At 74.3% G+C, this 22,099-nt stretch carries 17 protein-coding genes, 1 tRNA gene and 1 pseudogene; 11 read left to right on the top strand and 8 right to left on the bottom strand.

Translation table 11 applies throughout. The features are described 5' to 3' along the window. Positions 1-6: 6 nt before the first annotated feature. Together V6D49_RS07005 and V6D49_RS07000 are read right to left on the bottom strand one after the other, a co-directional pair. Entirely contained in the window at positions 7-1,122 is a 1,116-nt protein-coding gene (locus V6D49_RS07005) for a sensor histidine kinase (protein WP_445330478.1), read from the bottom strand. A 7-nt stretch (positions 1,123-1,129) separates the two neighbouring features. Then, entirely contained in the window at positions 1,130-1,894 is a 765-nt protein-coding gene (locus tag V6D49_RS07000) for a response regulator transcription factor (RefSeq protein ID WP_340558062.1), read from the bottom strand. A 239-nt stretch (positions 1,895-2,133) separates the two neighbouring features. Here V6D49_RS07000 and V6D49_RS06995 point away from each other — a divergent pair, with 239 nt between their 5' ends. Both V6D49_RS06995 and V6D49_RS06990 read left to right on the top strand, forming a co-directional pair. Beyond that, positions 2,134-2,988, top strand: coding sequence for a rhomboid-like protein (locus V6D49_RS06995; protein WP_340558060.1), 855 nt, complete (start codon positions 2,134-2,136; stop codon positions 2,986-2,988). A 219-nt stretch (positions 2,989-3,207) separates the two neighbouring features. Further along, positions 3,208-3,660, top strand: coding sequence for a MarR family winged helix-turn-helix transcriptional regulator (locus V6D49_RS06990; RefSeq protein ID WP_340558058.1), 453 nt, complete (start codon positions 3,208-3,210; stop codon positions 3,658-3,660). A gap of 36 nt (positions 3,661-3,696) precedes the next feature. Here the strand turns inward: V6D49_RS06990 and V6D49_RS06985 are convergent, their stop codons facing one another. Further along, the gene (locus V6D49_RS06985) at positions 3,697-4,494 is read right to left on the bottom strand and encodes a hypothetical protein (RefSeq protein ID WP_340558056.1); all 798 of its coding nucleotides are present in this window, start codon (positions 4,492-4,494) and stop codon (positions 3,697-3,699) included. 409 nt (positions 4,495-4,903) lie between these two features. On the opposite strand from V6D49_RS06985, the gene V6D49_RS06980 reads away from it, so the two are divergent. From V6D49_RS06980 to V6D49_RS06960, 5 genes are all read left to right on the top strand, one after another. Further along, entirely contained in the window at positions 4,904-7,957 is a 3,054-nt protein-coding gene (locus V6D49_RS06980; protein ID WP_340558055.1) for a nitrate- and nitrite sensing domain-containing protein, read from the top strand. Further along, positions 7,954-8,442 (top strand): roadblock/LC7 domain-containing protein, encoded by a 489-nt coding sequence (locus V6D49_RS06975; RefSeq protein ID WP_340558053.1) that lies wholly within the window; start codon positions 7,954-7,956, stop codon positions 8,440-8,442. The genes V6D49_RS06980 and V6D49_RS06975 overlap by 4 nt, the downstream gene beginning before the upstream one ends. Further along, complete coding sequence (locus tag V6D49_RS06970; protein WP_340558051.1) at positions 8,439-8,852, top strand: DUF742 domain-containing protein; 414 nt, start codon at positions 8,439-8,441, stop codon at positions 8,850-8,852. Before V6D49_RS06975 ends, V6D49_RS06970 begins: the two co-directional genes overlap by 4 nt. Before the next feature lie 88 nt (positions 8,853-8,940). After that, the gene (locus V6D49_RS06965) at positions 8,941-9,561 is read left to right on the top strand and encodes a GTP-binding protein (RefSeq protein WP_340563732.1); all 621 of its coding nucleotides are present in this window, start codon (positions 8,941-8,943) and stop codon (positions 9,559-9,561) included. Between the two features lie 92 nt (positions 9,562-9,653). Next, positions 9,654-10,886, top strand: coding sequence for a styrene monooxygenase/indole monooxygenase family protein (locus V6D49_RS06960; RefSeq protein WP_340558049.1), 1,233 nt, complete (start codon positions 9,654-9,656; stop codon positions 10,884-10,886). Positions 10,887-10,895: 9 nt separating this feature from the next. Here the strand turns inward: V6D49_RS06960 and V6D49_RS06955 are convergent, their stop codons facing one another. From V6D49_RS06955 to V6D49_RS06940, 4 genes are all read right to left on the bottom strand, one after another. Further along, positions 10,896-12,458: a C40 family peptidase gene (locus V6D49_RS06955; RefSeq protein ID WP_340558048.1), complete on the bottom strand. Its 1,563-nt coding sequence runs from the start codon at positions 12,456-12,458 to the stop codon at positions 10,896-10,898. 126 nt (positions 12,459-12,584) lie between these two features. Then, positions 12,585-12,842 carry a hypothetical protein gene (locus tag V6D49_RS06950; RefSeq protein WP_340558047.1) on the bottom strand — a complete coding sequence of 86 codons (258 nt, stop codon included), beginning with the start codon at positions 12,840-12,842 and terminating at the stop codon, positions 12,585-12,587. 10 nt (positions 12,843-12,852) lie between these two features. Further along, complete coding sequence (locus V6D49_RS06945) at positions 12,853-13,566, bottom strand: TetR/AcrR family transcriptional regulator (RefSeq protein WP_340558045.1); 714 nt, start codon at positions 13,564-13,566, stop codon at positions 12,853-12,855. A 76-nt stretch (positions 13,567-13,642) separates the two neighbouring features. Then, positions 13,643-14,587 (bottom strand): AurF N-oxygenase family protein, encoded by a 945-nt coding sequence (locus V6D49_RS06940; RefSeq protein ID WP_340558043.1) that lies wholly within the window; start codon positions 14,585-14,587, stop codon positions 13,643-13,645. 272 nt (positions 14,588-14,859) lie between these two features. Between V6D49_RS06940 and V6D49_RS06935 the strand changes: the two are divergent. Then, positions 14,860-16,155 (top strand): annotated as a pseudogene (locus V6D49_RS06935) (M28 family metallopeptidase); the annotation flags it as partial. Between the two features lie 412 nt (positions 16,156-16,567). Here the strand turns inward: V6D49_RS06935 and V6D49_RS06930 are convergent. Beyond that, complete coding sequence (locus V6D49_RS06930) at positions 16,568-17,158, bottom strand: hypothetical protein (protein WP_340558039.1); 591 nt, start codon at positions 17,156-17,158, stop codon at positions 16,568-16,570. Here V6D49_RS06930 and V6D49_RS06925 point away from each other — a divergent pair. From V6D49_RS06925 to V6D49_RS06915, 3 genes are all read left to right on the top strand, one after another. Then, positions 17,153-19,249 carry a helix-turn-helix transcriptional regulator gene (locus V6D49_RS06925; protein ID WP_340558038.1) on the top strand — a complete coding sequence of 699 codons (2,097 nt, stop codon included), beginning with the start codon at positions 17,153-17,155 and terminating at the stop codon, positions 19,247-19,249. The two genes, V6D49_RS06930 and V6D49_RS06925, sit on opposite strands and share 6 nt — an antisense overlap. A 75-nt stretch (positions 19,250-19,324) precedes the next feature. Next, a tRNA-Arg gene (locus V6D49_RS06920) sits at positions 19,325-19,396 on the top strand. A gap of 605 nt (positions 19,397-20,001) precedes the next feature. Continuing rightward, complete coding sequence (locus V6D49_RS06915) at positions 20,002-21,945, top strand: M4 family metallopeptidase (protein WP_340558036.1); 1,944 nt, start codon at positions 20,002-20,004, stop codon at positions 21,943-21,945. Positions 21,946-22,099 lie beyond the last annotated feature (154 nt).

The following is a 22,099-nucleotide window of genomic DNA, read 5'->3' as shown; positions in this document are numbered from 1 at the left end:
CCTACGTCACTCCGGCAGCCGACCGAGACCCGGAAGAGTGACGACCATGCGGCAGCCCCGGGGGGACTCCGCGACCCTGATCCGGCCCCCGTGCAGGTTCACCGCCCAGCGGGCGATGGCCAGGCCGAGCCCGGTGCCGCCGTCCCCCGAGTCGGCGCTCGCCGACCGCCCGAACCGCTCGAAGACCCGCTCCCGGTCCGGCTCGGGGATGCCCGGTCCCTCGTCCTGCACCTCCAGCTCCAGCCCCTGCGGCTGCCGCCCGGGCCGGGCCGAGACGGTGACGCGGCCGTGCGCCGGGCTGTGCTTGACGGCGTTGTCGATGAGGTTGGTGACCACCTGGTGCAGCCGCTCGGAGTCCGCGTGCGCGGTCAGCTCCGGCGGGGAGACGTCCAGGTGCAGGTGCACGTCCGTGCGCGCGTGGCCCTGGCGCTTGCTCATGTTGGCCTCCTTCAGCACGTTCGCCAGGTAAGGCCACACCTCGAAGCGTCGCGCCTGCAGCGGCAGGACGCCGTGGTCGAGCCGGGAGAGGTCGAGCAGCTGCTCGACCAGGCCACCGAGCCGCTCGGTCTGCCGCAGGGCCGTCATCATCGTCTCCGGGTCGGGCCGCGACACGCCGTCCACGACGTTCTCCAGCACCGCGCGCAGGGCCGCGATGGGGGTGCGCAGCTCGTGCGACACGTTCGCCACGAGCTCCTTGCGGTGCCGGTCCGCCGCCTCCAGATCGGCCGCCATCACGTTGAAGGTGGCACCCAGCTCCCCCAGCTCGTCCCGCCGGTCGAACTGGACGCGGCGGGCGTAGTCGCCCCGGGCCATCGCGCGCGCCGCGTCCGTCAGCTCGTCGAGCGGGGCCGCGAGGCGCTGCGCGACGAACTGCGTGATCAGCAGCGAGGCGATCACCGCGAGGATGACGATGACGCGCAGCTCGATCGCCACGTTGAGCGCGACCACGATGAGGAACGTCGTGATGCCGACCGAGACGCTGACCAGCCAGCCGAGCGCGCCCTTCACGGACCGGAACGGGTCCACGTGGCGCAGTGCGGCCCAGGTCCTGGCCTTGAGGGACGGCCGCTCGGCCCGGGCCCGGCATCCGGAGGGGCCGGCCGTCGGCCGGTAGCCGCTCACCCGGCGGTCAGGCGCCGTCGCCGGCCGGCGCGGGGGACTCCAGCGCGTAGCCGACGCCGTGCACGGTCCGGATGCGCTCGGCACCGATCTTGCGGCGCAGCGCCTTGATGTGGCTGTCGACGGTGCGGGTGCCCGAGGCGTCGGACCAGTCCCACACCTCCGCCAGGAGCTGCTCGCGGGAGAGGACCGCGCGCGGCGAGTTGGCCAGGCACACCAGGAGGTCGAACTCGGTGGGGGTCAGGTGCACGTCCTGGCCGGTGACCCGCACACGCCGCTGTGCGTGGTCGATCTCCAGCTCGCCCAGGCGCAGCGAGCCCGCCGGGGGGACGGCCGCCGCCTGCGTCGCCCGCTCCACGCGGCGCAGCAGGACGTGCACGCGGGCGGCCAGCTCCCGCATGGAGAACGGTTTCGTCATGTAGTCGTCCGCGCCGACGCCGAGGCCCACGAGCATGTCCGTCTCGTCGTCGCGGGCGGTCAGCATGAGTACCGGCACCGGGCGCCGCGCCTGCACGCGGCGGCACACCTCCAGCCCGTCGTAGCCGGGGAGCATGACGTCCAGGACCAGCAGCTCCGGGTTCCAGCTCTCGGCGGTCGACACCGCGGCCGGTCCGTCGGCGGCGGTCTGCACGGCGAAACCCTCCGCGCGCAGCCGCGCGGCGATCGCCTCGACGATCGTCGGATCGTCCTCGACGACCAGGATGCGCCGCTGCGCGCCGGGGGTGGCCGCCGCGCCCGCGCCGCCCTGGGACTGCGCCGTGTTCGTGTGCTCCATCTGCCCCGCCTGCCTGTGCCGTCCCCGAGGTGTGTGGCAGCAGCGTAGAGGGGGTGCGGGCCGCCGGGCCATGCCGGGCCTGTTCCGGGCGGGGTCCACCCCGGGTCCGGCGTACGATGACATGCCCTTACGGCCGGTTGACAGGTGTGGCGTCGACCACTGACATTGACCGAGGACCGGGACGCGAGCGGCGGCCCCGACGCCAGCGAACGTGCCCGCGCACGGAAGGGAGCCCGTCGATGCGGACCACAGCACGAACGGCACGCACCCGGCCCACCGAGCGCGACACCGGCACGGCCGGCGGGACGTCCCGGGCGCGGTCCGGCGAGGACCGGCCGCGCGGCGAGGGGAGCACGCAAGCGCGCGGCGCGGCGGACGCCCGGCGGGGCGCCCGCTCCGGTCGTGCGGAGTCGGGGCGGGGCACACCGCCCCAGCCGCCCCACCTGCCGCCGCACCGCCACCTGGCCCGGCTGCTGCCCGACCCCAAGGGCACTCCGTTCACGTTCTGCTACCTGCTGCTCCTGGTCGCGACCACCCTGCTGACGGAGTTCGGTGATCCGGAGGTCGTCGGGCGCTGGCTGGCCGGCTCCAGCACGGACGTGCAGAACCTGTCCAAGGAGCCGCTCTTCGTCCTCGTGGCGAGCGCGATGTTCTACAACGGGCCGCTGCTGGCCCCCGTCGCCTTCGGCTTCGTCTTCGCGCTGACCGGCCTGGAGCGCCGGGTCGGGGGCTGGCGCACGGCGGCGGTGTTCGTCGCCGGGCACGTCCTCGCGACGCTCGCGACCCAGCTCACCGTCGCGGCGGCCGTCGCCCTCGACCACCTGCCGGAGTCCTCGCTGAGCCGGCTGGACTACGGCATCAGCTGCGGTGTGCTGGCCTGCGCCGGCGCGCTCGCGGGTGTGCTGCGCGTGGTGTGGGCGCGCTGGCTCCTGCTGGGCGCCCTCGCCACGCTGGTCGTGTCCGACCTCGTCACCCTCAAGGACCCGGTGACGGACTGGAGCCACCTGCTGGCCCTGCTGACCGGCATCGCGCTCTGGCTGCCCCTGCGCCGCTACCAGCGCCAGGGCTCCGCCGCCCACCCCCACCCCGCCTGAGCCCGGCCCCACCGACCCCGGCCCCACCGACCCCGGCCGCGTCGGCCCCGGCCGGGGCGAGCCGCCCACCCCTGGCGGCGTGCGGGCGCGCCCGGCTGCGAAATACTGGCCTCCGGCGCCGCCGGGAAGGCTCCGGACGCGACGGCGGCGGGACGGCCTCCGGCACCGCGCGGGACGGGACGCCCGCCGGTCGGCAGCGGTGGGTGAAGGGAAGCTGACGTGGACGACGAGGGGTCCGCCCCCGAGGTGCTCGACCTCGAACGCGAACTGTCGGTGCTCCTGCGCCGGGCGCGCGCCTCCTCGGGGGAGATGGCCCGCGAGCTCCACCCCGACCTGGAACCGGCGGCCTACGGGATCATGCTGCGACTCGACGAGACGGGAGCGCAGCGCGCCACCGCGCTCGCCGCCTACTTCGGCGTCGGCAAGGGGACCATGAGCCGTCAGCTCACCGCCCTGGAGCGGCTGGGGCTGCTCGCCCGCAGCCCCGACCCGGCCGACGGCCGGGCCTTCCTGGTCGAGCTGACGCCCGAGGGGCGGCGCAGTTTCGCCCGGGTGCGCGGGGTGCGGCGCGAGCGGTACCTGCGCCGGCTCGCCGGGTGGGAGCGTGCGGACATCGCCGAGCTGGCCCGTCTCCTGCACCGGCTGAACGCTCCGCAGGAGCCGCACGCCTGATCCCCCGGTGCGGCGTCGGGGGCCGGGGAGGCGCGGTCAGAAGACCACCAGGGCGGCCGTCGCGTCGTCGCGTGCCTTGCCCCGGGGATGGTCGACGCCCTCCGGGTCGGCCGCCTCGGCCGCCCGCACCCGGCGCAGCACCGCCGTGGGCCCCTGCTCACACAGCGCGGTGTGCAGGGCCGCCCAGTCGCCGAGGTCGAACGTCTCCGTCCAGCGCGTGGCGCCGTCCGTCAGCGCGGCCAGCGAGCTGACCCGGTCGCGGGGCGTCGTCCCCGTGACGGCCCGCTCGGCGACGGAGGGGTCCGCGGCGGCGGTGAAGAAGCCACCCGCGACGTTGCGCCGCGCCTCGATGCGGGCGGCCCGCTCGGCGCGGGGCAGCCCGCTCGCCGCCGCGCGCACCGGATCCAGCCGCTGGTCCAGGACCGGCGTCACCGTGCCCGTCGGGGAGGCGAGGAGCAGGACGGAGTCGGAGAGCACGAGGTGTTCGACGGTCTCGTCGTCCCAGCGCACCACGACGACGGTTGCCTGCGGCGTCCTGGGGTGAGAAAGGTCACAGGTTGAGCGATGTCCGTCGGAGGTATGGACCACTGCTCGCGCGAGGCACTGGGTCAGCGTCATGTCCCGTCGCGAACCGGACAGTTCGAGCAATCCGGCCGCCAGTCGAGCGGTGTACCACGGCACTCCGTGGCGGCATCCGTCGTCCCCTGCGGGGGGAGTCACCCCGTCCAGGACGACCAGGGCGCCGCCCGTGCCCGAGGCGGGGAGCGCCGCCGAAACGTGGTCCTGGTTGGGGACTTCGGCCGAGCCGGGGAGCGTGGACATCTCTACGCGCATGCGTTCAGTGTGCCGAAGCGCCGGCCCTGCGGCCCGCTGCGGTGGCCCCGACCCGCGACCGGGTGGGTCCGGACCGGACCCGGTCCCCGAACTTCGCGCAATTCGGCCGGAATCGCGCGGTCCGCGCCGCTGCGGGCGCGCATCCTTCCACGCTCCGCCGAAGGTTCCAAGCCTGGTGTGCCGGTGGCCCATGACGGCGACAATGGTCGGAGTTGTTCCGCAACTCGCGGGTGAGGTTCACTTTTTCGAGTGGCCGGGAAGAGGAAGTCCCACCCGCGCCCGAACGACCCGTGCAGGGTCGTATGCCGTTGTGCGGTGTGGCGTCGATCCGTTCGCCCTGCCGCGCCGTAGGAGTCGCCTACCGGGCCGCCCCGGGACGGCGGTAAGGAGAATGCGAGCACGGGTGGGGATGCAGCGACTTCGAGGCGGCCGCCGTCAGCGGCAGGACGCCCCCCAGGAGGCACCCGGCCGCCGCGCCCGGGTCCGTAACCGGCTGCTCGCCTCGGTGGCCCTGTGCACGATCGCCGTCGCGGCGGCCGGCGTCCCCAGCATCGTCACCGGAACGTCCGAGGTGGCGGAGGCGCAGGAGCTCGTCGACCGGGCCGAGACGGCCCGCCGGGCGGTCTCCCTCGCCCACGCCGTGGCCGACGAGCGGGACGACACCGTCCGGGCGCTGGCCGAACGCGGCGCCGACAGCGCACCGGACGTCCCCGAGGCCGACGTCCCCGGCGCGGTGGCACCGGACCCGGGCGTACCCGACCCGGGTGTACCCGGCGCCGCGACGGGCGGCACCGGCGTCCCCGACGCCGCTCAGTCCGGCGGTACGGGCGTCCCCGACCCGGGCACCGTCGGTGGCACGGGCACCCCCGGCGACACCGGTACCTCCGGCGCGACGGGAACCGGGACGTCCGGGGCCGCGTCCACCGTCAACCACAGCGTCCGCCACTCCGGTGCCGTCTCGGCCGGGGACGAGGAGACCGACGAGGCGTCCCGCTCCCGGGTGGACCGGAAGGTCGCCGAGCTGCGCGCACAACTCCCCAGCGACGTGCGGGCCCTGCTGGACCGTCTGCCCGAGCTGCGGCAGGAGGCCGAGGCCGCCGACGGCGGGGCGAAGGACGCGCAGGCGGCCCACTCGGGCTACACCGACATCGTGCTCGCCCTCGGGGGCGTGGCCGAGGCCGCCGCCCGGGAGCTGCCCGCCCGTGCCGGTGACGACACCGCCGCCGCCCTGCCCCACCTCGGACGGGCCGTCGCCCAGGCGTCGGCCACCCGGGGCCTGCTGCTGGGCGTCCTCACCGAGCAGGACGGCGACAGCCGCCTCGCCTCGGCCGCCCAGGCGGCCCGCGTCCGCGAGCAGAGCGCCCTCGCCGACTTCGAGCGGCTGGCCCCGGACCGCACCCGGGAGACGTTCGGCAGCACCGTCAACGGCACCGACGTCACCACGGCCGAGGCCTACCTCGACGAACTCGCCGACCGCCCCGAGCTGACCGACGAGGAGCTGGACGTCAGCCCGGAGCGCGTCGCCTCCGCCCTCACCACCCGCATCGACCGGATGCGGGGCGTCCACTCCGCCCTGGCCGGCGCCGAGGTGGCCCGGCTCGAACAGCTCCGGGACGACGACGTCACCGCGCTCCAGCTCCGCATCGCCCTGCTCGGCGCGGCGGTGCTGCTGGCGGCGGGCGTGAGCATCAGCACCGCCCGGTCCATGGCCCGACCGCTCGCCGCCGTGCGCCGGGGCAGCATGCGGGTGGCCGCCGATCCGGTCGCCGAGGAACCGGTGCGGTACACCGGCCGCAACGACGAGTTCGCCGACGTCGTGCGCGCCGTCAACACCCTGCGTGACGCGGCGGCCGGGCTGACCGAACGGGCCCGCACCGCCGAGGAGACGACGGCCGGGGGCGATGCCGAGCGGGACCGCCTGGGCGCCGAGTGCACACGGCTGCGGTCCGAGAAGGAGGCCCTGCGGGCCGAGCAGGAGGCCCTGCGGGACGAACGGGACGCCCTGCGGGCCGCAGAGGAGACCCTGCGGGCCGAGCTGACCGGCCGGGACGGCGCCGTGCACGGCACCTTCGTCCAGCTCGCGCTGCGCAGCCTCGGCCTGGTCGAGCGCCAGCTCGCACTCATCGAGTCCATGGAGGAGAAGGAGCACGAGCCGGAGCGCCTGAAGACCCTCTTCACGCTGGACCACATGGCCACGCGGATGCGGCGGCACGGCGAGAACCTCCTGCTGCTCGCCGGCTCCGAGCACGCGGCCGGACACCAGCCGCAGCCCGTCCCCCTGCTGGACGTCCTGCGGGCCTCGGTCAGCGAGATCGAGCGCTACGAGCGCGTCGAGCTGACCTCCCTGCCGCCGCACGCCCAGGTATCCGGGTTCGCCGCGGACGACGTCAGCCACCTCGTCGCCGAACTCCTCGACAACGCCACCGCGTTCTCGCCGCCGGACGCCCGGGTCGAGCTCTCCGGCTGGTTGCTGGAGAACGGCGAGGTCATGCTCTCCGTCCAGGACGAGGGCATCGGCATGGCCGCCGACCGTCTGGTGGAGCTGAACGAGCGGCTGGGGGAGCCGGGGGACCGTCGTCCGCCCGAGCCGGACGGGCACGGGGCCGGGGGCCTCGGCCTCGGGCTCTACGTCGTCGCCCGACTCGCGGCCCGACACGGGATCCGGGTGCAGTTGCGGCCCCAGCGCCAGGGCGGCATCACCGCCGTGGCCGTGCTGCCGCGCGCCCTCCTGCCCGACCGCCCCGCGCCCGGCGTTCCGGGCGCCGCGCCGGCGGTGGAGACGACGACCGGGATGCCGGGCTCGGTGGCGGAGGCCAACTCCAACACGCTGCCCCCGCGCCCCGGACGCCGGCTCGCCGCCCGACGGCTGCCCGATCCCGCTCCGGAGCACCCCGACGCCGACTCCGCTCCGGACGCCGAACCGCCCGCCCCCGCCGCCGAGCAGCACGAGGCGGCCCCCGGGCAGGACGAGCCCGTCGCGGACGCCGCCGGCCCTGCGGACGCCGCCGGCCCCGCCGACCCTGAGCACGCCGCCGACCCCATCGCGTCCGCGCCGCCGTCCGCCGCGGTGCGGCTGCCCGCGCAGCCCGCCGAGCCGGACGAGCACGCCCGCGCCGTCGACGAGTCGCAGCCGTCCCGCGAGGAGAGCGGTGAGCAGCCCGCCGGGCGTCGGCTCACCGACAAGGGGTTGCCCAAGCGCACCCCGCACCTCACCAGTCCCGCCCCCCGGTCCGGTGCCACTGGCGGCCCGGACCGCAGCGGGGTGACCGCCGACGAGCTGCGCAAGCGGCTCGGCGGCTTCCAGAGCGGGGCCCGCCAGGGCCTGCGCGAGGCGGCGGCGCGGATCGCCGCCGACGAACCGTCCGCCGACCGGACCGGAGGGGAACCGGCCGCCGGGCCGAACCCGTCCGACGACCGGCCGGCGGCGGACGACATGGGTGGCACCGAGGAGGCACGTCAGTGAACGCGTCCACCACCGCGGACACACGCCGCAGCGAAGCCGACAACCTGCGCTGGTTGCTGGCCAATCTGGTCGAGGAGGTCCCCGGCATCCGTTCGGTCGCCGTGGTCTCCTCCGACGGACTGCTCCTGCTGTCCTCCGATCCCACGCAGTCCGGCGCCGGGCCGGACGGCGCGCAGGTCGTCGCGGGGCCCAGAGGATCGAGCGCGGACCTGGCCACGATCGTGTCCGGTCTGGGCTCGCTCACCACGGGGGCGGCCGGTCTGATGGACGGCGGCGGGGTCACGCAGACCATGGTCGCCATGGAGGGCGGTGCGCTGTTCGTCATGTCCATCAGCGACGGCTCCCTGCTCGGCGTGTACGCGACCCCCGACTGCGACATGAACGTCATCGGCTACCACATGGCGCTGTTCGTGGGCCGGGCCGGGCACGTCCTCACCCCCGAACTCCGCACCGAGTTGCGCAAGACGATGGAGCTGGACCAGTGACCGCGCACCCCGCCCTGCCCGTGCGGGGCGCCGACCGCAAACCCGCCCGGGTCCGCCCCTACTCGCTCACCGGCGGCCGCACGCGCTTCGGCCACGTCCTGCTGGTCGAGACGTACGTCGCCGCCATCGAGGCGCCCGAGCCGCTGCGCGAACTCCCCGGCCTGAGCCGCGAGGGCCTGCGCGACCGGGTGATGCCGGAGATGCGCGCGATCATCGAGCTGTGCCGCCGCATGCGCACGGTCGCGGAGATCGCCGCCCTGCTGAGCATGCCCCTGGGGGTGGTGCGGGTCCTGCTGAGCGACCTGGCGGACCAGGGCCGCATCCGTGTTTACGGAACCGGCCGCGAGAGCGCCGGACGTCCCGACCGCGCACTACTGGAAAGGGTGTTGGGTGGACTACGCCGACTCTGACACCGCACCGAACGCACCATCCGCACCGAACGCGCCCGCCGCGACGACCACGGCGCCGGAGCGGCCCTCGACCGCCGGGCCGGACGTCCTGGCCGGTCCCGCGCCCCTGGCCCCCGTGCAGCCGGCGGAGACGCTCCACGACTGGCAGAGCGACACCTCGCGGGCGCCGATCGCGACGAAGATCGTCGTCGCCGGTGGTTTCGGCGTGGGCAAGACGACCTTCGTCGGCGCGGTCTCCGAGATCGAGCCGCTCACCACCGAGGCGGTGATGACGCAGGCCAGCGAGGCGACCGACGACCTCGCCGCCACCCCCGAGAAGACGACGACCACCGTCGCCATGGACTTCGGGCGCATCACCCTCGACGCCGACCTGGTGCTGTACCTGTTCGGCACCCCCGGCCAGCAGCGGTTCTGGTTCATGTGGGACGACCTCGTCCGGGGCGCCATCGGCGCGGTGGTCATGGCCGACACCCGTCGGCTGGACGACTGCTTCCCGGCCCTCGACTACTTCGAGAGCTGCGGCATCCCCTATGTCGTGGCCGTCAACCACTTCGAGGGGACGCAGCGCTACGACGTCGAGGACGTGCGCGAGGCGCTGTCCGTCCCCGACCAGGTGCCCGTCGTCGTCATCGACGCGCGGCGCACCGACAGCGTCGTCGACGCCCTGATGGCCCTCGTCGGCCACGCGGTCGCGCTCACCCCCGTCTGAGGGCCCGCTCCGCAGCCCCCCACACGTCCACCGGCACCACCGGCCCCGTCCGGGGCGCGAGGCCGCGTCACCGTTACAAGGAGAGGTTCGACATGCGCAGAATACTCATCGTGGGTGCCGGGCAGGCCGGTCTCCAGCTCGCGCTGGGCCTGCAGGCGCAAGGGTACGACGTCACCGTCATGTCGAACCGGACGGCGGACGAGATCCGGGGCGGCCGGGTCATGTCCACCCAGTGCATGTTCGACCAGGCCCTCCAGCACGAGCGCGACACGCAGATCAACTTCTGGGAGAGCCAGGCGCCCCGCGTCCAGGGGCTCGGCGTCTCCGTCGCCGCCCCCGACGGCTCCCAGGCCATCGACTGGCTCGGCCACCTGGACCACTACGCCCAGTCGGTCGACCAGCGGCTGAAGATGGCCGGCTGGCTGGAGACGTTCGCCCAGCGCGGCGGCCAACTCGTCATCCACGGCGCGGCCGTCTCCGACCTGGACTTCTTCGCCCGGACCTACGACCTGGTACTCGTCGCGGCGGGCAAGGGCGAACTGGTCTCCATGTTCGCCCGGGACGCCGAACGCTCCCCCTACGACGCCCCGCAGCGCGCCCTGGCCGTCGCCTACGTGCACGGGCTCGGCCCCCGTCCCGAGCACCCCGACACCGAGGGCGTGCGCTGCAACCTCGTCCCCGGTGTCGGCGAGTTGTTCGTCATACCCTGCCTGACGACGTCCGGGCGCTGCGACACCCTCTTCTGGGAAGGTGTCCCCGGCGGCCCGCTCGACGTCTTCCAGGACATCAAGGACCCGGCGGAACACCTGGCGACGACGCTGGAACTGATGGAGAAGTTCCTGCCCTGGGAGTACGCGCGCGCGACGAAGGTCGAGCTGACGGACGCGGGCGGCACGCTCGCCGGACGCTACGCCCCGACCGTGCGCAAGCCCGTCGGCCGGCTGCCCGGCGGCGGTGCGGTGCTGGGCGTGGCCGACGTCGTCGTCGCCAACGACCCGATCACGGGCCAGGGCTCCAACTCGGCGTCCAAGTGCGCCGCCGCCTACCTGGCCGCCATCCTCGAGAACGGCGACCGGCCCTTCGACGAGGCGTGGATGCAGGCCACGTTCGACCGCTACTGGGAGACCGCGCGGCACGTCACCAAGTGGACGAACGCCATGCTCGCCCCGCCCCCCGAGCACGTGGTGAACATGCTGGGTGCGGCGGGCGAACTCCAGCCCGTCGCCGACCGGTTCGCCAACGGCTTCAACAACCCGGCCGATTTCGAGGAGTGGTTCTACGACCCCGCGAAGACCGAGGCGTACCTGGCCTCCGTCACCGGCTGACGCCCGGCGTCACGGCGTCGGACGGGGCGTCGGCGCCGGGGTGCCGGGCGGGACGCCCGGGTCCGGCGCGGGGGCCTGCGTCGAGCCGTACCCCGTGTCGGCGCCCTCGCGCGCGCCCGGCGGGAGCGGCGGCGGGGTGTAGTCGGCCAGCGGCCGCCCGTCCGCGTCCGGGCGGACGGCGCCGAGCAGCGGGTTGGCGGCCAGCGGGGAGACCTTCACCGTCGCCCCCGGCCTCGGCGCCTGCACCACCTGCCCGTCACCGAGGTAGAGGGCGACGTGCGTGGCCTCGGGGAAGTAGACCACCAGGTCGCCCGGCCGCAGGTCGGCCAGGTCGACGCGGGGCAGCCGTCGCCACTGCTCCTGGCTGGTGCGCGGGACGACGCGGTCCGCGCGGGCCCAGGCCCACGACGTCAGGCCCGAGCAGTCGAACGACTCCGGGCCCTCGGCCCCCCACCGGTAGGGCTTGCCCACCTGCGCCAGGGCGGAGCGCACGGCCTCGGCCCCGGCCGCCGTGGGGGTGGTGGGCGTGGCGGGGGTGCCGCCGACCTTCCCGTCGTCCAGCAGGGCCCGCTGCGCCGTCGCCGTCTGCGAGCGCTCCAGCTCCCGGACGGCGGCGAGCTGGGCGTCGCTCACCGAGGCGAGCAGTCCGGCGATCTCGTCGAGCCGGTCGCGGACGGCGTCGCGGTGCTCGGCCTCCTCCTCGGCGAGCTCCCGGCGCCGTGCCAGAGCCTCGCGGGCCCGCTCGGCGGCGCGCTCCAGCCGCTGCTCGGCCGCCACCACCCGACGCACCACGCCGGCCTGGCTCTTGGCGGCCTCGCCCACCAGGTGACCCCGGTGGAAGACCTCCTGCGGATCGTCGTCGACCAGCAGCAGCCGCAGGTACGGGGCGAGACCGGGGGAGCCGCCCTGGTACTGCTCGCGGGCCATGCGACCGGCCGCCCGGCGTTCGGCGGCCAGCTCCGCGCGGACGTCCCCGAGCCGCCGGTTCAGCCGGTCCACGGTCGCGCGGTGTTCGCGCAGGGCCTCCTCGGCGGCGTTGTAGTCGTCGGTCGCCGACGAGGCGTCCCGGTAGAGGGTGCGCAGCTCGCTGAGCAGCTCCCCGACGGAGCGCGGCGGGGCGGCGGGGGCGCGCTGCGGTTCCGGGGCGGCGGGGGCGCGTCCGGGGGCCGCGTCGGCGGGCGGCCTGCCGTCCTGAGCCGTGGGGGCGGGAGTGCCGAGGGTGCCGGGGCCGTCGGGGGCGCGGGGGGTGCGGCGCGGCGGTTCGTCCGGGTGCCGGGGCGGTCCGGTCAGCGGCCCCTGCCACACCGGGTCCGGCGGTGCGGTATCGCGCCCGCCCTCCGGCCCGCGTTCCGGCCCGTCCTCCCGTGCGCCGCCCGGGTCGTCGCGCGGCCGGTCGGGCCGGTCCCCGGGTGCGTCCAGCGGGGCGGGTCCGGCGGTCGCGGGGGACGTCAGCGGGCCGAGCGGTGCGGTGAGGGCCAGGACCGCGGCCGTCGTGGCGCACAGCCCGGCGACCCGGTCCCGTGGACGCCGCCGGGAGCGCCACTGGGAACGCCGTCGGGGTTCGGCTGACACGACATCACCTCCGCGTCCAGCCAAGGCGATACGGAGGTCAGATCGTCATATTGTCGCCGTCGAGTAGGGCAACCGGCCCACCCGGAATCACCCCCACGGGGCCCGCGCTCCGTGCGGACGCCGTCCTCAGGCCCGTCGGCGGAAGGGCCAGGCGCGCGGGGGCCGTCCCTCCGGCTCGTACACGTACCGCCAGCCGCGCGGCAGGCCCAGCCGACCCGAGCCTGCCGCCTCCAGCCGGTAGGCGTGGACGGTCGGGGCACCGCCCGCCGCGTCCGGCACCGGGACCTCGTACCACTTCGGCGGCCGTCCGGTCGGGCCCAGCAGGACGTCCAGCACCCGGCCGTCCAGCGGCCCGCCCACGAACGTCGTCCTCTCGCTTCTCACGCGGCCAGTCTCACAGGAGTGCCGCGCCGACGCCCATCACGGGTACCAGCCGGCGGAACAGCTCACCCACCGGGCCCTCCGGCCGCTCCCGCGCCACGGCCATCTCGACCACGCCCGCCACCTGCTCGTCCCGGCTCGCGGCGACCATCAGCTGCCCGACGAACTGGTCCACCAGCAGGTCCCGCAGCTCCTCGCGCGGCGGTTCCTTCCCCTCGTCCAGCCAGATCAGGGACGCCGCCTCCACGGCCGAGATCCACGTGCGCACCGCCATCCGCAGCGGCGTGCGCGGCTCCGCGATCTCCAGATGGCCGAGGATGACGTCGGCGGCCGTCCGGCGGACCTCGTCCACGATCGCGCTCGTGCGCGTCGTCTCCGCGACGCTGCCGCCCGCCAGGAGCGCGGTGAACCCGGCGTCGTGCTGCTCGACGAAGGCCAGGTACCGGTCCAGCACCCGCAGCAGGCGTTCGGTGAGCGGGCCGGTGTGCGGCTCGTCGAAGCAGCTCTCCAGCGCGTCCGCCGCGTTGCGCAGCGCCGCCTCGTACAGCTGCTGCTTCCCGCCGGGGAAGTAGCGGTAGACCAGGGGCCGGGACACCCCCGCCGCCGCGGCCACGTCGTCCAGGGTGATCTCCTCGGGCGGGCGCTGCGCGAAGAGGCCGAGCGCCGTGGAGATGAGCTGGGCCCGCCGCTGGTCCACGCTCAGTCGGCGGTATGCGGGGGCAGTCATGCTCAGCAGGGTATCCGGGGGGCGCCCCGGCGACCCCGGCGAGGGCGGGAGGGGTCCGCCGGGAGCCCGGGGGGCGTCACGCGGCCAGCAGGCCCGAGCTCACCCACAGCCGACGGCCCGCGCCGCGCAGCACCCCGATCTCGTCCAGGAAGTCCGTCAGCCGCTTGGCACCCGCCTGCATGACCTCCCGGCGGTGCGCGCTCGCCCGCACCTGCGCCACCGCCTCCCGCCGGTCCAGCCCGGCGTCCGTGTAGACCTGCGGGTTGACGAACGCGACCGAGAAGACGCGGGCCGCCTCGCCGGAGCTGAGCCGGGTGAGCGTCTGCTGCCAGCGCGGCGCCGTCACCATCTGGCGGCGCAGCTCCTCCCGCGCGTACCGCACGTGCCGCGCCTCCTCGACGACGTGGATGCGCGTCACCCCGCGCACCAGCGGCTGCACCCGCTCGTCCGGGAAGGTCAGCCGCTGCATCCAGTCCAGGATCTCCTCGCCCAGCAGCGTGCAGGCGAACGAACCGGGCGTCGTGGAGACCGTCTTGAGCACCCGCGCCATGTTGTGGTTCGTACGGCTCACCGGGTACGGCTCCGACCCGCCCCGGGTGATGAGGCGGCCGAACATCATCGAGTGCCGGCACTCGTCGGCGATCTCCGTCAGCGCGTACCGCACGTGGCTGCTGGTGAGCGGCTTGTCGTAGATGTGCCGCACGAGGAGCTGCATGAGGATGATCTCGAACCAGATGCCCAGCGACGCCAGCGACGCGGCCTCCAGCCGGGCCAGGTCCATGCGCTGCTCCTCCGGCATCCGCCGCCACAGCGGGGTGTCGTAGAGGGAGACCAGCTCCGGCGGCCAGAACCACTTGCCCTCCTCGAAGGGCGCGTCCCAGTCCAGCTCCCGGTCCGGGTCGAACGAGTGCTTGCGGGACGCCTCCAGGAGCCGTTCCGCGACCTCCTCGCGGTCCTTGAGGCGGCCGAGTGCGTCGCGCAGCAGTGTGCGGTCGGTACCGAGGTCGGAGGCTGTGGACATGGATGCACCTCGCTGCGGGATCTGGGCACGGTGATGCGTTACCGGCGGTCACATCGGCGATCCTTTTATGAGACTGCCCGTCAGCAAGCGCGTCAAGACCCGGGACGCCGACTTTTCGCAGTCCGCCCCGACTCCGTCCCAACTCCGACGCACACGACAAGGGTTCTCCCTGATTCCGGCGTAGCCCGCCGTTCCTACCCTCACCCCAGGGCCACCCCGGCCCGCGTCCGAGCCCGGTTGCGGGTCCGGACGGGACACGAAGGGAGGAAGAGATGCTGAGACGCTTGACGGCCCCGGTCGCGGCCCTGGCCCTCGCCATATCCGGCCTCGCGTTCACCGGAAGCGCCGGCGCACAGCCGCAGCAGTCCCCCACGACTGCCGTCACGGCGACCGCGCCCGACATCTCGCTCGCAGGCGTCAAGGAACACCTGAACGAGTTCCAGCGGATAGCCGACGCCAACGGCGGCAACCGCGCCCACGGCCGCCCCGGCTACAAGGCGTCCGTCGACTACGTACAGGCCCAGCTCGACGCCGTCGGCTTCCAGACGCGGGTGCAGTCCTTCAGCTACTACGGCGCCACCGGCTACAACCTCATCGCCGACTGGCCCGGCGGCGACCCCGACGACGTCCTCATGGTCGGCGGGCACCTCGACGGGGTCAGCTCCGGCGCCGGCATCAACGACAACGGCTCGGGCTCGGCCGCCATCCTCGAAGTCGCCCTGGAGGTCGCCCGCAACGACCACCAGCCGCAGAAGCACCTGCGCTTCGCCTGGTGGGGCGCCGAGGAGCTCGGCCTGATCGGCTCCAGCCGCTACGTCGACAGCCTCACCTCCGCCGAGCGGGCGAGGATCAGCGGCTACTACAACTTCGACATGATCGGCTCGCCCAACCCCGGCTACTTCATCTACGACGGCGACAACTCCGACGGCGTCGGCGCCGGACCGGGCCCGGACGGCTCCGCCTACCTGGAGACCGTCCTGGAGGACTACTTCGACTCCATCAACTGGCCCACGCGCGGCACCGACTTCAACGGACGCAGCGACTACGGCCCGTTCATCGAGGTCGGCATCGCCGCCGGCGGCACCTTCACCGGCGCCGAGGGCCGCAAGACGTCCGCCGAGGCGCAGATGTGGGGCGGCACCGCGGGCCAGGCTTACGACCCGTGCTACCACGCCTCCTGCGACGGCATCGGCAACATCGACGACGGCGCCCTGAACCGCAACGCCGACGCCATCGCCCACGCCGTGTGGACCGTCGGGGGCGAGCAGTCCGCCAACGACTTCTCCCTCGCGCTCTCCCCGTCCTCGGGCTCCGTGGACGCGGGCGCGGCCGTCACGGCGACCGTGGCGACCGAGACCACGCGGGGCTCCGCCCAGTCGGTGTCCCTCTCCGCCTCCGGCCTGCCGCAGGGCGTGACCTCCTCCTTCAGCCCGTCGTCCGTGACGTCGGGGGAGTCGGCCCAGCTGACGCTGACGGCGTCCGCCGGGGCGGCGTCCGGCACCTACACCGTGACGGTCAGGGGCACCGGGACGGACACCGCGAAGACCGCCACCTACAGCCTGACGGTCAACGGGACCTCCGCCTGCGAGGGCTACGCGTCCACGCGGACGGGGAGTCTGACGGGTCGGGGTGACGCGGACTACCAGCCGGACGGGAGCTACTACTACAGCTCGGGTTCGGGGACGCACCGGGCCTGCCTGGACGGCCCGGACGGTGCGGACTTCGACCTGTACCTGCAGAAGTGGTCGGGCTCGTCCTGGTCGACGGTGGACCGCAGCACCAGTTCCGGTCCCGATGAGTCGCTGTCCTACTCCGGAACGTCGGGCTACTACCGCTACCAGGTGTACGCCTACTCCGGCTCCGGCTCCTACACCCTCGGCTACGACACCCCCTGACGGGCCGGGTGCGTAGCCCCTCCCGCTGCCCGGCCGCCTTCCCCCGCGCGGCCGGGCAGCCGCCGTCCGCCGTCGTCAAGAATTGTCATGCGCAAGCCATTGAGAGCGTTGAACGCCCCTCGCTAGGGTCGGCGCGACCGTCCGACCGCGCCCGGGGGACACCATCGACGACCACGCCGCACCGCCGGCCGATGACCTCGCCCCGCCCGCTCCCACGCCGCCGGGGCGCTCCACGCTGCTCCGCACCGCCGAAACGCACCTCGCCGCCGGCACCGGCGTCCTGCTCACCGGACCCGCCGGCATCGGCAAGACCGCCCTGCTCACCACCCTCGCCGCCACCGCCCGCGCACGCGGCGAGCACGTCGTCCACCACCGCGCCGCCGCCGCGCCCGAGCACCGGCCCACCGTCCGACACCGGCGCCCCACCCTCGTCCTCGTCGACGACGCCCACCGCCTCGACGCCGCCGCCCTCGACCGCCTCCGCCACACCCTCGACCGCGACGACTCGGCCCGCGCCCTCCTCGCCGTCCGCGGCCCCTCCCACGACCTCGGAGCGGGCCCCTGGCCACCGCTCCCGGACACCGCCGAGACACCCGTCCCGCCCCTGTGCCCCGAGGACACCGCCCACCTGCTCGACCCCTTCCGCCTCCCCCTGCGCCTGGTCAACCAGTTGCACGCCGACTCCGGCGGCAACCCCCGCCTCCTCCTCGCCCTGGCCCGCGCCTACGCCGAGCGCGTCCCCCGGGGCGGTGACCCCCTCCCCCTGCCGCCCGAGGTGCACACCCTGATCGGCACGGGCCTCGCGTCGCTCCCCGCCGGGGCCCAGGACACCCTCCTCGCCGCCGCCCTCACCGACCGGCCCACCGTCGAACTCCTCCAGCGCAGCGGACGCCCCGCGGCCCACGACCACATCGCCCGCGCCACCACGGCCGGGCTCGTCGTCACCGACGACACCGGCGCCCCGGTCATCCGCTTCACCCCGCCCGCCGCCGCCGACGTCATCGCCGCCCGCGCCGGCGCCGCCCACCGCGTCGCCCTCCACATCAGCCTGGCCGCCGTCGTCACCGACACCGCCGCCCGCGCCCGGCACCACGCGCTCGCCACCACCGACCCCGACGCCGACCTCGCCCGCTCCCTCACCGACGCCGCCGAAGGCGCCCGGGGCCAGGGCTCCGGCCGCCTCGCCGCCGAACTCCACCTCCTGGCCGCCGAGCGCACCCCCGCCGCCCACCCCGCCGACCGTCTCGCCCGCCTCCTCGCCGCCGCCCGCACCGGCGCGGCGGCCCACCACCCCCACGTCGTCCACCGCGCCGCCGACGCCGTTCTCCACGCCGCCGCCCCATCCGCCGCCCGCGTCCACGTCCGCCTCGCGCTCGTCGACCTCGCCGGACAGGACCTCACCGGCCGGGACGAGACCTTCGCCGCCGCCCTCGTCGACGCCGCCGACGACCCCGCCCTCCTCGCCCGGATCCGGCTCCGGCTCGCCTGGGCCGCCCTCCTCGACGGCCGCCCCCTGCGGGCCGAGTCCGAGGCCGACCGCGCCGTCCGGCACGCCCGCGCCGCCGCCGACCCCGCAGCCGAGGCCCTGGCCCTGACCGTCAAGGCGGACGTCGCCCACCGCACCGGCCGCAGCGACGCCCGCGCCCACCTCGACCACGCCCGACGCCTCCCGCACCCCGTCGCCGACGGACGGCTGCACCTGACGCCCCGCTTCCTCGCCGCCCGCTTCGCCGCCGCCGACGACCGGCTGCCCGAGGCCCGCGAAGCGCTCCTCACCATGCTCGCGCCCGTCAGCCACGGCACCGGTGAGGAGACCGTCGCCGTCCTGGCCGCCCTCGCCGAGGTCTCCGCGCGCCTCGGGCGCTGCCGCGAAGCCCTCGACTTCGCGGACCGAGCCGTCCGCCTCACCCGCCACACCGGCTCCAGCCCCGGCCCCGCCTGGTACAGCGCCGCCGTCGCCGAACTCGCCGGCGGCAGCATCGCCCGCGCCGCCGCCTACGCCGCCCGTGGCGTCCTCGCCTCCGAACAGGAGCACGACGCCGTCCACCTCGCACGCCACCTGCACGTCCTCGGCCAGGCCCGGCTGCGCACCGGCGACACCCGGGGCGGCGTCACCGCCCTCCGCCGCCTGAAGGACCTCGAACGCGCCCAGGGCACGGACGCCCCCACCACCCTCCGCTGGCACGCCGACCTGGCCTCCGGCCTCACCGCCCTGGGCGAGCTCGCCGACGCCGAAGACCTCCTCCGCACCACCCGTGCCACGCTGGCCGCCGGTCCCCGCAGCCCCGGCGTCACCGCCCAACTCGACCGCGCCGAAGCCGCCCTCCACGCCGCCCACGGCGACGCCGACACCGCCCTGGCCCTCCTGGACGCCGCCGCCACCCGCTTCGCGGCCCTCGCCCAGCCCCTCGAACAGGGCCACTGCCTCCTCCAGCGCGGCCGCGTCGAACGCCGACGCCGCCGCTACGCCCCCGCCCGCTCCGCCGTCGCCGCAGCCCTCACCCTCTTCACCCGCCACGACGCCCGCCCCTGGATCGACCAGGCCGGCCGCCACCTCGCCCAGTCCGACGAGCGCACCCTCACCGTCAGCGAGGAACGCATCGCCGCCTTCGTCGGCCAGGGCGCCACGAACCAGGAGGTCGCCGCCCGCATGTTCCTCAGCGTCAAGACGATCGAGGCCTCCCTGACCCGCATCTACCGCAAACTCGGCATCCGCTCCCGCACCCAGCTCAGCACCCTTCTCCACACCACCCACCCCACCACCTGACCTCGCCCGAAACCCGTTCATGACCACCCGTTCCAAGCTGGTAAGGTTCTACCCGTCGCCGCGATCAGCGGCAGCGCCCCCGTAGCTCAGGGGATAGAGCAACGGCCTCCGGAGCCGTGTGCGCAGGTTCGAATCCTGCCGGGGGCACCGCCAGGTCAGTAGCCAACATCAGCGCTTTGACCAGGGCAGGTGCCGAGAACAACGGGCGGTACTCAGTCTCACTGAGTACCGCCCGTTCTCATGGGTTCTCAGCGGTCGCGACACACCTCCGACACACCCCTGACCGCCGTCCCCCTCCGCTTCCAGTGCGGCAGTGATCTTGCGGCTCGCGGCTTCCTCTGTCCGTCCACGGCATCCGTGACACCGACCGAGGATCACCTCGGCGATGGGCACGCCCGCGTTCCATCACACCCCGCACGTGATCACGGCCCAGCACGCGCTCTGCGCCGGTACGGGCGAGACGCCCGGTCCCGGCGGACTCCAGAACCCGGCGAGTACACCCTGCGCCTGGAATCGCACCCGCATGGGCTGGGTGCTGGTCCTGTGCTGGTACAGGACCAGCACAGCCCTCGAAACAACAAGCCTGCGGTGTATGAGACATGACGCCTCGTCGAGCAAGGGGTTTCCCTCTTACCGTGCCTTCGGCCCTCCCCCATTCTCTGGGCGAGGCTACGGCCGCCCCACTCCATCCGTGCCTCACCTCTGCACGGCTGCACCATCTCAGCCCCCCACATGAGTTGAGGAGCCATCACGTGAGTAGTACCTCCCCGCGTCGCGGCAGCAGACGCGTCCGCACCACCGTCGCCCTGGCGGCCACGGCAGCCGTGGTGGCCGTGGGCCTCCAGGCAGGCACCGTCAGCGCCGCCGCCGACGACGGTCGACTCGATCCCGGAGCGCTGATAGCCGACGTCAGCCCCTCCGAGCGCGCCGAGCTGATAGCCCAGGCCGAGAGACGCGAAGCCGAAACGGCTCAGGCCCTCGACCTCGGCGACCGCATCGAACTCAAGGTGAAGGACGTCGTCAAGAACCGGGACGGCTCCACCCACACCCGCTACGAGCGCACCTACGCCGGACTGCCCGTCCTCGGCGGCCAGATCATCGTGCACCGTGGCCCCGACGGTGCCATCGAGGTCGTCGACAAGGCGACCGACGCACCCATCACGGTGCCCACCACCAAGGCGCCCGCGAGCCGGAAGCCCGCCAAGGCCGAGGCGAAGGGCAGCACCGCCCCGCGCAAGGTGATCTGGGCCGCCGAAGGGGACCCCACACTCGCCTGGGAGCGCGTGGTCGGCGGCACGCAGAAGGACGGCACCCCGAACGAACTGCACGTCATCACCGACGCTAAGACCGGCGAGAAGCTGTACGAGTACCAGGGCGTGCACACCGGCAGCGGGAACAGCATGTACGCCGGGCAGGTGACCATCGGAACCAGCGGATCCAGCGGCAACTACCGCATGGAGGACACCCAGCGCGGCGGCCACACCACCCGTGACTCCGACAACGGCAACCAGGTCTTCACCGACGCCGACGACGTCTGGGGCAACGGCTCACCGACCAACAACCAGACCGCAGCCGTCGACGCCCACTACGGCGCCGCTCTCACCTGGGACTACTACCTGGACGTGCATGGCCGCGAGGGGATCCGCGGCGACGGTGTCGCCGCCTCCAGCCGCGTCCACTACGGCAACGCCTACTCCAACGCCTTCTGGCAGGACTCCTGCTTCTGCATGACCTACGGCGATGGTGCCAACGACCAGAAGCCACTGACCTCGATCGACGTCGCCGCCCATGAGATGACACACGGCGTCACCTCCAACACGGCGGGCCTGATCTACAGCAACGAGTCCGGCGGGCTGAACGAGGCCACTTCCGACATCTTCGCCGCCGCCGTCGAGTTCCACGCCGACAACCCCGAGGACGTCGCCGACTACCTCGTGGGAGAGAAGATCGATATTCGCGGAAACGGCACACCGCTGCGCTACATGGATGAGCCCAGCAAGGACGGCAGCTCGCTCGACTACTGGTACTCGGGCGCCGGCAACGTGGACGTGCACCACAGCTCGGGCATCGCCAACCACTTCTTCTACCTGCTCTCCGAGGGCAGCGGCGAGAAGGTCATCAACGGCGTCACCTACGACAGCCCGACCTACGACGACGACCCGGTGACCGGCATCGGCATCGGCAAGGCCGAGAAGATCTGGTTCAAGGCGCTGGCCGAGAAGATGATGCCGAACGAGACGTTCGCGCAGGCCCGCACCCACACCCTGCAGGCCGCCGGTGAGCTGTACGGCGTCGACAGCCCCGAGCAGCTCGCGGTCGCACACGCCTGGGCGGCGGTCAACGTCGGCACACGCCCCGGCGACACGGACCCCGACCCCGATCCGGGCACGTGCACCGAGTTCGAGAACACCAAGAGCGGTTCTCTGAGCAGCGGGGGCAGCGACATTCAGCCCGACGGCAGCTGGTTCCAGACCGGGTCCGGGCGGCACACCGCGTGTCTGGACGGGCCCGACGGCACCGACTTCGACCTCTACCTGCAGAAGTGGAGTGGCTACAGCTGGAGCGAGGTGGCGCGTTCCACGACCAGTGGGCCGGACGAGGAGATCGCCTACGACGGGACGTCCGGTTACTACCGCTACCGGGTCCACGCCTACTCCGGCACCGGCGACTACACGCTCGGCTACACCACACCCTGACCGCTGAGGTGAGGACCGCCTGAGACAGGGCGTCGGTTCGCGGGCACCCGCGCGGGCCGGCGCCCTGCTCTGTCCGACCACGGGGCGCCACCGGGCTCCAGCGGAGTTCCCCGCATGTCCGCGCCCCACGGCGGGGCGCGGGCGGCGTGTGTCG

The organism is Streptomyces sp. GSL17-111, assembly GCF_037911585.1.
Lineage (GTDB): Bacteria > Actinomycetota > Actinomycetes > Streptomycetales > Streptomycetaceae > Streptomyces.
Note: the sequence above shows the minus strand (reverse complement) of the source record. Positions and strands in the feature narration are given on the sequence as shown.

Excerpts from the sequence above, each read along its gene's own strand:
- V6D49_RS07000 (WP_340558062.1), bottom strand. The coding sequence starts at position 1,894 with ATGGAGCACACGAACACGGCGCAGTCCCAGGGCGGCGCGGGCGCGGCG.
- V6D49_RS06995 (WP_340558060.1), top strand. The coding sequence starts at position 2,134 with ATGCGGACCACAGCACGAACGGCACGCACCCGGCCCACCGAGCGCGAC.
- V6D49_RS06985 (WP_340558056.1), bottom strand. The coding sequence starts at position 4,494 with ATGCGCGTAGAGATGTCCACGCTCCCCGGCTCGGCCGAAGTCCCCAAC.
- V6D49_RS06980 (WP_340558055.1), top strand. The coding sequence starts at position 4,904 with ATGCAGCGACTTCGAGGCGGCCGCCGTCAGCGGCAGGACGCCCCCCAG.
- V6D49_RS06960 (WP_340558049.1), top strand. The coding sequence starts at position 9,654 with ATGCGCAGAATACTCATCGTGGGTGCCGGGCAGGCCGGTCTCCAGCTC.
- V6D49_RS06945 (WP_340558045.1), bottom strand. The coding sequence starts at position 13,566 with ATGACTGCCCCCGCATACCGCCGACTGAGCGTGGACCAGCGGCGGGCC.
- V6D49_RS06940 (WP_340558043.1), bottom strand. The coding sequence starts at position 14,587 with ATGTCCACAGCCTCCGACCTCGGTACCGACCGCACACTGCTGCGCGAC.